Here is an 8,808-nt window from a genome sequence, read left to right as displayed (position 1 = left end):
GCTGCCGCGCTGCTCGCCGTGCGCGGCTGCCCGCCGGGCCACCCGCCCTGCCGTGCGTCAACCGCCCTGCCGTGTGCCACCCGCCGCCCCGCGCCATCGCCACCCGCGGCGCGCGCTGTTCACGCGGGGTCTTCCCGATGTCGGAACCCGGGTCTACCGTGGCGCTATGTCCGATCGATCGGCGTCCGCCGTCACCCCCACCGACGTGCCGGTGGACGGGCACCGTACGTTCCTGGCGGTGCTCGTCAACACCGCCGCGGCCAACGTCACGACGAGCTTCCTCTGGTTCGCGCTCACCTTCTGGGTCTACCTCGAGACACGCTCCGTGCTCGCCACCGGCATCGTCGGCGGCGCCTACATGCTGCTCCTCGCGGTATTCGCGATGGTGTTCGGCTCTCTCGTCGACCGACACCGCAAGCACCGGGTCATGGTCTTCTCCGGGCTGATCACCCTCACCGCCTTCCTTCTGGCCGGGGCGCTGTGGATCGCGTTCCCGGAAGCGGTGCTGCTCGACCTGGGTGCGCCGTGGTTCTGGCTCTTCGCGGGCATCATCCTCGCGGGGGCGGTGGTCGAGAACATGAGGAACATCGCGCTGTCGACCACGGTCACCCTGCTCGTCCCCGTCGAGCGCCACGCCAACGCGAACGGCCTGGTCGGAACGGTGCAGGGGCTGGCGTTCGTCGTGGCGAGCGTGTTCAGCGGGCTCTCGGTCGGCTTCCTGGGCATGGGGTGGACCCTCGCGATCGCCCTCGGTCTCACGCTCGTCGCCCTCGTGCACCTGCTGACGATCCGCATCCCCGAGGAACGCCCGGCGGCCGCCGACGAACCGGGCCCGATGGTCGATCTGCGCGGCGCGGTCCGCGCCGTCCGCGCCGCGCGCGGGCTGTTCGCGCTCATCGTGTTCTCGACGTTCAACAACCTCATCGGCGGCGTGTACATGGCGCTGATGGACCCTTACGGCCTCGAACTCTTCGACGTGCAGATCTGGGGCGTCATCCTGGGCGTCACCGCGACCGGCTTCATCATCGGCGGCGGTCTCGTGGCGAAATTCGGCCTGGGTCGCAACCCGATCCGCACGATGCTGTGGATCGTCATCGCGATGGGCGTGCTCGGCGCCGTCTTCACGCTGCGCGACTGGTGGTGGCTCTACGCCGCCGGCATCTGGGTCTACATGGCCCTCATCCCGCCTGTCGAGGCGGCCGAGCAGACGGTCATCCAGAAGGTGGTGCCGTTCACCACGCAGGGCCGCGTCTTCGGCTTCGCCGCCGCGTTCGAGTCGGCCGCCGCCCCGGTGACGTCGTTCCTGATCGCCCCCATCGCGCAGTTCCTGATCATCCCGTACATGGAGGGCGAGAGCGGACGGTCGACGTGGGGCTGGCTGCTCGGCGAAGGGCAGTCGCGGGGCATCGCGCTCGTGTTCCTGGGCGCCGGTCTGGTCATGGTCGTCGCGGGGATCCTGGCGTTCTTCACCCGCTCCTACCGCATCCTTTCGATGCAGTACCGCACGGCCTCGGTCAACGCCGACGTCGCCGGGGCGACCGGAGGCGACGTCGCCGGGGCGACCGGAGACAATGTCGCCGGGGCGACCGAAAGCGACGGCCCCGCCGCAACGAACGGGGATGCGGGGGCGGCAGCCCCCGTGCCCTCCGACGGCACATCGCCTCCCGCTCAGCGCACGGCGCCCGCCGCGGACGAGGCGGGTGCGGCGCTCGACGCGCGGGGGGTCTCGGCCGACGGCGTCCCCGCGGGGTCGGCCTCCGCCGCGGCGGCTGCGGCCTCCTTCGACGCCCCGCCGGTGAGCGGCCGCGAGACGAGCGGTCCGAACGGGCGGCGCGACTAGGAGACGGCGTCGATCTCGACCACCACGTCGTTCCACTCTTCGGCGGGGTCGGCCCAGAGGGCGACGACGGCGTCGGCGAGGGCGCCCTCCACTCCTTCGAGGCTCTTCACCCGGAAGGTCACGGCGGCCGCCGACGGGGAGCGCCCGGCATCGCGCGCGTCCTTGGCGTACCCGTGGGCGACGGCGCGTACCCATGCTTCGCTCGCCGCCTTCACCGCGGCGTAATTGGCGCCGCCCGCGAGCGGACGAGTCACCGATGTGGACGAGACGATGGCCAGTCGGCCGGCATCCGAGGCTCGCACGTCGGCGTCGAACGCCCTGCTGACCCGGCGCAGAGCGGTGAGCGAGCGCAGCAGGAAGGCGAAGTCGTCGTCGGTCTGTCCCGCGAGACCGCCGCCACCGCGCCACCCGCCGACGAGGTGAAGGATGCCGTCGACGCGGCCGTGCGCGGCGTGCACCCGGTCGCGCAGGTCGGCGACGGCGTCCGGGTCGGTGAGGTCGCACTGCTCGGTGGTCGCTCCCGGAGCGTCGGCGGCGGCGGACGCCAGGCGCTCCTCGTTCGACCCCACGATGAGCACGCGGGCGCCGGCGGATATGAGGGCGCGGGCGCAGGCACGGCCGGCTGCGCTCGTGCCACCGGCGAGCAGGACGAGCCGGTCGTTCATCTCGGCCGCTGCCGACGTCCCGCCGGCGGCGCGGGAGTCGTTCTGCGCGGCACGAGTCTCGTCGGCGCCCCGGAGGCGGCCCGCCTTCGCCGCACCCTCGTCACGGTCTCGCATCGTCGTCTGATCTCCTCACCGCAGTCCGGCCCGGGGTGTCCGGGACATGCTCAGTCCGTGCCGCGGATTCCCTCGGTCGAGGCGATCACGGGACGCATCTTCTTCTCGAGCGCTTCGAAGAACATCGACAGCGGGAACTCGTCGTCCAGCACCGCGTCGGTGTAGCCCTTCGGCAGACCCGCGAGCACCTCGTCGGACAGGCCGCGCGCCCAGACCGACGCGGGATGAGGGGTCACGACGGCGCTGACGAGGTCGTAGGCCGCGAGCCAGTGCGCGACCTTCGGGCGGTCGATCGAGCGCCAGTAGAGCTCGTCGATGGCGTCGGCCAGCGCGACGACCGCGGCGGGGACCTCGTCCCAGTCGAACGCGAGCGACGTGTCCGTCCAGTGCAGCACGCGGTGCTGGTGCAGCCACGCGAACAGCAGCTGCCCGCCGAGGCCGTCGTAGTTGCGCACCCGGGAGCCGGTGATCGCGAAGCGGAAGATGCGGTCGAAGATGACGGCGTACTGCACGAGCTCGGCGTGCTCGAGCATCGCCCGTTCGGCGGCGTCGAGATCGTCGCGCCCCGACAGGCGGGCCTGCAGCGAGACGCACTCGCGGAACGCCGTGAGGTCGCAGCGCAGCTCCTCGAGCGAGTAGAGGAAGAACGGCATCCGCTGTTTGATCATGAACGGGTCGAACGGCAGGTCGCCGCGCATGTGCGTGCGGTCGTGGATGAGGTCCCACATGACGAACGTGCGCTCGGCAAGGTCCTGGTCGTCGAGGAGACGTGCGGCCGCGTCGGGCAGCTCGAGCTTGGTGATCTCGGCGGCGGCGCGCGTGACGCGGCGGTAGCGGGCCGCCTCGCGGTCTTGGAAGATCGCACCCCAGGTGAAGGTGGGGATCTCACGCATCGCGACCGTCTCGGGGAACAGCACGGCCGAGTTGGTGTCGTAGCCGGAGGTGAAGTCGATCAGGCGCAGGGAGACGAACAGCCGGTTGGTGTACTCGGTCTCGAGGCGGGCGATGAACTCGGGCCAGATCGTCTCGACGAGCACGGCCTCGACGTGGCGGTCGCTCGAACCGTTCTGCGTGTACATCGGGAACACCACGAGATGACGGATGCCGTCGACCCGGTGCTGCTGCGGGTGGAACGCCTGGAGCGAGTCGAGGAAGTCGGGTACGCCGAGGCCCTCCGCGCTCCAGCGTCGGAAGTCGACCACCGAGGCGGCGAGGTAGGCCGCGTCGTGCGGGAAGAGAGGAGCGAGGCTCTCGATGGCCTCGACGATGTCGTCGACGAGCGGGGCCGCGGCCGCGGTGTCCTCGACGGAGCCGTCCTTCGCCTGCAGCGCCTGCAGCGCGGTCGCCGCGCTCTTGAGTCGGAGCCAAGCCGGCGTGTGCTCGACCGCGTCGACGGTGCGACCGTCGAGCGACTCCTGGTCGGCACGGGTGGGCGTTGCGATGGTCATGGCATCCTCCGCTCGGGGATAGGAAATATTCCTGCTCAAGCGTCATGCTAACGGAAAACTTACGGACACCGCCAGGGTGCCAACGGCGCCCCCTGCTACTGTCGAGGCCATGAGCGAGGCCTCCGTACGTTCCCCGCGGCTCGACGATGCCGTCGACGCGGCGATCGTCCGCGAGATCTCGATCGACGCGCGCGCGACGCTTTCGCACCTGTCGGAGCGCGTGGGATTGTCGGTGTCGGCCGTCCAGTCCCGCCTGCGTCGGCTCGAAGCCCGCGGCATCGTGCAGGGCTATCGCCCCATCCTCGACGCGGAGGCCCTGGGTCGTCCTCTCGCCGCGTTCGTGGAGATCACTCCGCTCGACCCCGCTCAGCCCGACAACGCCCCCGAACTTCTCGCGCACCTCAGCGCCATCGAGGCGTGCCATTCCATCGCGGGGGAGGCCGCCTACATGCTCTTCGTGCGGGTGCCCACGCCGCGGGCCCTCGAGGCGCTCATCCGCGACATCCGCGCCGCGGCCCAGGTCAACACCCGCACGACGGTCGTCCTGCAGACCTTCTTCGAGGCGAGGCCCATCGAGCCCGCCGACTTCCCGGGCTGAGCGCGCACCGCCCCCGCCGCCGACGCGGAAGCGGCCGGGGGTGATCCGCACCGCGAACGATCTCGATGCCCCGGGATACATCCACAGGCGGATGCCGGCCCCCGCGGGCTCCGCGTAACGTGGGCGCGATGTTCCCCCTCCGTCCGCTGAAGCGTTATCAGCTGATCACCGATCTCGGCGTCGCCGGGGTGTTCGGTCTGCTCGCTCTCTTCGTCGAGCTCCCGGGGGCGGATCCGGGGGCTTTCTGGGGGGTCGCGGGCCAGACCGTCGGCGCGATCCTCGTGGTGCTGAGTTTCACGGCCGCCCTCGCCCTGCGTCGCCTTCAGCCGGGCAGCGCGCTTGCGGTCGCCTGGGTGGGTGCGCTGCTGCAGATGGGCTTCGGACGTCAGCCCTCGCCCACCGACCTCGCGATCTTCGCCGTGCTCTACGCCACGGCGGCCTACGGCAGCAAGCGCGTGTTCTGGGCGGGCTTCGCGTCGGGCATCGCGGGAGCGGTCATCGTGCCGTTCTACCTCGTGGGCCGCGGCCTGTCGGCACCGCTCACCATCAACGACTGGTTCGCGGTGGGGGCGTTGCTGCTGGCGTCCGGTTTCGCGCTCATGCTCGCCTGGGTGTCGGGCGCGCTCGTGCGCACCGCGATGCGCGCCGCCGCGAACAGCCGCGCTCAGCGCGCCGCCGAGGCCGAGACCATCGCGGAGCAGCAGCGGGTGCGCATCGCGCGTGACATGCACGACGTCGTCGCGCATTCGCTCGCGGTGGTCATCGCCCAGGCCGACGGCGCCCGGTACGCCGCCGCAGCCGATCCCGCGGCCGCCTCCGATGCTCTCGCGACGATCTCATCGACCGCTCGCTCGGCCCTCACCGACGTGCGCCTGCTCTTGACGCAGTTGCGCCACAGCCAGGGGGAGGGGCCCCAGCCCACCCTGGGCGATCTCGAGGTGCTCTTCGAGCGGATGCGGGCTGCGGGGGTCGTGCTCGAGGTGCGCGTCGACCCGGTGGCACCCGGCGAGCCGCCCGCGGCCATCCAGCTAGCCGTCTACCGCATCATGCAGGAGGCACTCACCAACGCCCTCCGCCACGGCGTCGATCGACGCGTGCGCGTGCAGCTGGGATGGTTCCCCGATCGAGTCGAGCTCTCCATTCGCAACGCCCGGGCCACGGCATCCCCCGCGGCGACGACGCCCACCGGCGGCCACGGCATCATCGGAATGCGCGAGCGCGCCCACCTGGTCGGTGGACGCTTGGCCGCGGGGCCGGAGTACGGCGAGTTCGTCGTGAGGGCGACACTGCCGATCGGAGGGCGAACGTGACTCCCGCGGCGCTGCGGTATGCCGCGGATGCCGAGCCCGTGCCCCCGCGCGGGAGTCCTCCCGACGTCAGCGCCGTCGACCGCATCCTCGCCGCCGCCCCGTCCTGCCCGCCCGCGAAAGGCTCCTCGTCATGACCGCCCCCGTCCGCATCGTCCTCGTCGACGATCAAGCCCTCTTCCGCGCCGGCATCCGGATGGTCATCGACTCGCAGCCCGACCTCGAGGTGGTGGGCGAGGCCGCCGACGGACGCGAGGGGATCGAGGTGGTGCGGGCGACCCGACCCGACCTCGTGCTGATGGACGTGCGGATGCCGGTGATGGACGGGTTGACCGCGACGACGGAGATCCTGCGTGAGCCCGAGGCGCCGCGTGTGGTGGTGCTGACCACCTTCGATCTCGACGAGGCGGCCGCGCGTGCCATCCAGGGCGGCGCGAGCGGCTTCCTGCTGAAGGACGCGGAGCCGGAGTTCCTCCTCTCCGCGGTGCGCACCGTCCATGCCGGATCCGCGGTCATCGCCGCCGCGGCCACCCGCGACCTGTTCGCGCACATCGCGGAGGGGGCGGGCGCCGAGCCGGTGCCCGCGGCCTACCGGGCCCTCACCGACCGCGAGCAGGAGATCTTCGCCCTGGCGGCCGCCGGTCTGAGCAACGCCGAGATCGCCGGGCGCGAATTCCTCTCCGAGGCGACCGTGAAGACGCACATCAGTCGCATCCTCACCAAGCTCGCCCTGCGCGACCGCGTGCAGCTGGTGGTCTTCGCCTACCGCCACGGTCTGGTCTGACCGACGCCGTCTGGTCTGACCGACGCGGTCTGCGCGGGCCGGCGCGGTCGCACCTCGACCGCACGGTGTCACCACGCGGCGTCGCGGCGCTCGGCCGCACGAAGCCGAGCCGCCGCGCGATGCCACCCCGCGACTCGGCCGCGCGACGCCGGGCCCGGGGCAGGGGCCGGGGGCCCGGGCTTGGGGGAGGCCTTCGGGCGGGTCCGCCGACGTCTCCGCCGGTCTCAGCGCGTGAGACGCATCTCGCGCAGCGGCCCGCCCCAGCGGTCGTCGTCGCGCACCGCGCCGTCGGGCGCGAAGCCGTGCTTGGCGTAGAAGGCGAGGGCGCGGGGATTGTCCTCCAGCACCCACAGGCTCGCCGGTCCCGTCCCCACGGCGGCCTCGAGAAGTGCCGCCCCGGCGCCGGCACCGTAGTGCGCGGCGAGCACGTAGAGCGCGTAGAGCTCCGCACCCGTCGGGGCCAGATCCGCATCACGCGCGGGGCCCGCCGACGAGAAACCCACGATGCGCTCGTCGACCACGGCGACCCACGCCGCCCCGAGCGGCTCGCCGCCCGGTGGCGTCGCACCGCGCAATCGCGCCGACCAGCGCCACGCCGCGAGGTCGACGTCGATGCGTTCGGAGAGGGCCTCGGGCACGCGACCCGCGTGGGCCTCGCCCCAACTCTGCGCGTGCACCTGCGCGATGCTCCGGCTGTCGTCGGGCGTCGCCGCGCGCACGAGCACCCCGCTCATGCCGCGGAGGTGTCCTCGGGCTCGGGGGATGCCTCGGGATCGTGCGCCCAGGTGGGGGCGAGGGCGCGAATGCGCGCTGCCCGCCACTGCCACGTGGCCCACAGACCCGGCCACAGCGCCGGAGCCGCGGCCCCGCCGATGGTCAGGCGCTCGCGCCAGAGCGTCTTGGCCGGATCCCCGGGAGCGGCCGACACCGCCATCTGGTGGTCCCACACGTCGAGCGTCGCCAGGGGACCGGTCAGCGGCACGCCCCAGTCGCGGAACACGCGCACGCGGCCGCTCGCGTCCCGCGTCTCGCGATCGGCGACCGAGATGAGCTGTCGCCCGACCGGGACGAGCCCCGCCACGCTCATCTGCACGGGCACGTCGTCGCCCGACTCGAACGAGGTCGGCATCGTGCCGAGCCCGTCGACGGTGAGCAGGGGGCCGTACAGCTCCGCCACGGCGCGCGGGGAGTGCAGGGCACGCCACGCGGCGTCCGAGTCGCAGTCGATGACGAATTTCAGCAGGATCCGCATGTAGACGATCGTGCCCGAAGAGGCCGTGCCCGTGGGGTGGGTTGACGGGAACGGCCGCGGGCGAAGGGGGCGGTCCGCGCGTTCTAGGCTCGAGGGATGCCGATCGACCCCGCCCTGTCGCAGTCCGACTACCAGGTCCGCCTGGACTGGGGGATGCCGGGCCTGCGGCGACTCGCTCCCGCCCCGGTCATCGTGGTCGTCCAGACGCTCGGCCTCACCGCGCACGCCCTGAGCGCGGCGGAGAACGCGGCGGGCTGGGAGATCGCCGGGGACGACGATGCGGCGGCCGCGCTGGTCCGCGCCGCGGGCGCCACCGGTGCCCACGTGGTGGTCGGGGGTCTGAGAAACGCCGCGGCGGTCGCCGCGCACGTGCTCGAGGTGCAGCGCTCGCGCGGCGAGCGCACGGGTATCTCGGTGCTCGCCGTCGGACAGGGCGAGGGGGCCGACCTGCGCTTCTCCGTCGAGGACTCGCTGGGCGCCGGAGCCGTCATCGCCGCCCTGGGCGACCTCGGCATCGACCACGCCTCCCCCGACGCCGCCGTCGCGGGCGAGGGCTACCGGGCGCTCGCCGGTGCCGTGCGGCATCTGCTGACCGCCAGCGGCACCGGCCGCGCGCTCGCCGCCGACGGCGGTCGCGACGCCGTCCTGGCCGCGGCGGCGCGAGACGCGGCATCCGTCGTTCCGGTCCTCCGCGGCGAGGTCGTCACCGCGATCTGACCGGTCGCGGCGGCGGGGCGCTCCCGTCGGCGTCCTCGAACCCACGCGGGCGAGGCCGCCGGCCGGAGCCTCCCGCCGCCGCT

General features: G+C 72.7%; 8 protein-coding genes and 1 pseudogene. 5 read left to right on the top strand and 4 right to left on the bottom strand.

Annotated elements, in window-relative coordinates:
* Nucleotides 1-166 precede the first annotated feature (166 nt).
* A pseudogene (locus ACK4LS_RS14240) lies at nucleotides 167-1,516 on the top strand (MFS transporter); the annotation flags it as partial.
* Between the two features lie 320 nt (nucleotides 1,517-1,836).
* Here the strand turns inward: ACK4LS_RS14240 and ACK4LS_RS14235 are convergent.
* Nucleotides 1,837-2,505: an SDR family NAD(P)-dependent oxidoreductase gene (locus ACK4LS_RS14235; protein ID WP_409718607.1), complete on the bottom strand. Its 669-nt coding sequence runs from the start codon at nucleotides 2,503-2,505 to the stop codon at nucleotides 1,837-1,839.
* A gap of 164 nt (nucleotides 2,506-2,669) precedes the next feature.
* Nucleotides 2,670-4,067, bottom strand: a complete 1,398-nt coding sequence (locus ACK4LS_RS14230; RefSeq protein WP_409718605.1) for a DUF6421 family protein — start codon at nucleotides 4,065-4,067, stop codon at nucleotides 2,670-2,672.
* Between the two features lie 109 nt (nucleotides 4,068-4,176).
* Here ACK4LS_RS14230 and ACK4LS_RS14225 point away from each other — a divergent pair, with 109 nt between their 5' ends.
* The 3 genes from ACK4LS_RS14225 to ACK4LS_RS14215 all read left to right on the top strand — a co-directional run bounded on the left by ACK4LS_RS14225 (nucleotide 4,177) and on the right by ACK4LS_RS14215 (nucleotide 6,756).
* On the top strand, nucleotides 4,177-4,665 hold the full coding sequence (locus tag ACK4LS_RS14225; RefSeq protein WP_409718602.1) for an Lrp/AsnC family transcriptional regulator: 489 nt from the start codon (nucleotides 4,177-4,179) through the stop codon (nucleotides 4,663-4,665).
* 128 nt (nucleotides 4,666-4,793) lie between these two features.
* Nucleotides 4,794-5,975 carry a sensor histidine kinase gene (locus ACK4LS_RS14220; RefSeq protein ID WP_409718599.1) on the top strand — a complete coding sequence of 394 codons (1,182 nt, stop codon included), beginning with the start codon at nucleotides 4,794-4,796 and terminating at the stop codon, nucleotides 5,973-5,975.
* Between the two features lie 130 nt (nucleotides 5,976-6,105).
* Nucleotides 6,106-6,756 (top strand): response regulator, encoded by a 651-nt coding sequence (locus ACK4LS_RS14215; protein ID WP_409718596.1) that lies wholly within the window; start codon nucleotides 6,106-6,108, stop codon nucleotides 6,754-6,756.
* A 224-nt stretch (nucleotides 6,757-6,980) separates the two neighbouring features.
* On the opposite strand, the gene ACK4LS_RS14210 is transcribed toward ACK4LS_RS14215, so the two are convergent.
* Both ACK4LS_RS14210 and ACK4LS_RS14205 read right to left on the bottom strand, forming a co-directional pair.
* Nucleotides 6,981-7,490, bottom strand: a complete 510-nt coding sequence (locus ACK4LS_RS14210; RefSeq protein WP_409718593.1) for an N-acetyltransferase family protein — start codon at nucleotides 7,488-7,490, stop codon at nucleotides 6,981-6,983.
* Entirely contained in the window at nucleotides 7,487-8,008 is a 522-nt protein-coding gene (locus tag ACK4LS_RS14205; RefSeq protein WP_409718590.1) for a hypothetical protein, read from the bottom strand. The genes ACK4LS_RS14210 and ACK4LS_RS14205 overlap by 4 nt, the downstream gene beginning before the upstream one ends.
* Before the next feature lie 96 nt (nucleotides 8,009-8,104).
* On the opposite strand from ACK4LS_RS14205, the gene ACK4LS_RS14200 reads away from it, so the two are divergent.
* On the top strand, nucleotides 8,105-8,725 hold the full coding sequence (locus ACK4LS_RS14200; protein ID WP_409718587.1) for a 2-phosphosulfolactate phosphatase: 621 nt from the start codon (nucleotides 8,105-8,107) through the stop codon (nucleotides 8,723-8,725).
* Nucleotides 8,726-8,808: the final 83 nt, after the last annotated feature.

Source organism: Microbacterium sp., from assembly GCF_046295495.1.
Lineage (GTDB): Bacteria > Actinomycetota > Actinomycetes > Actinomycetales > Microbacteriaceae > Microbacterium.
Note: the sequence above shows the minus strand (reverse complement) of the source record. Positions and strands in the feature narration are given on the sequence as shown.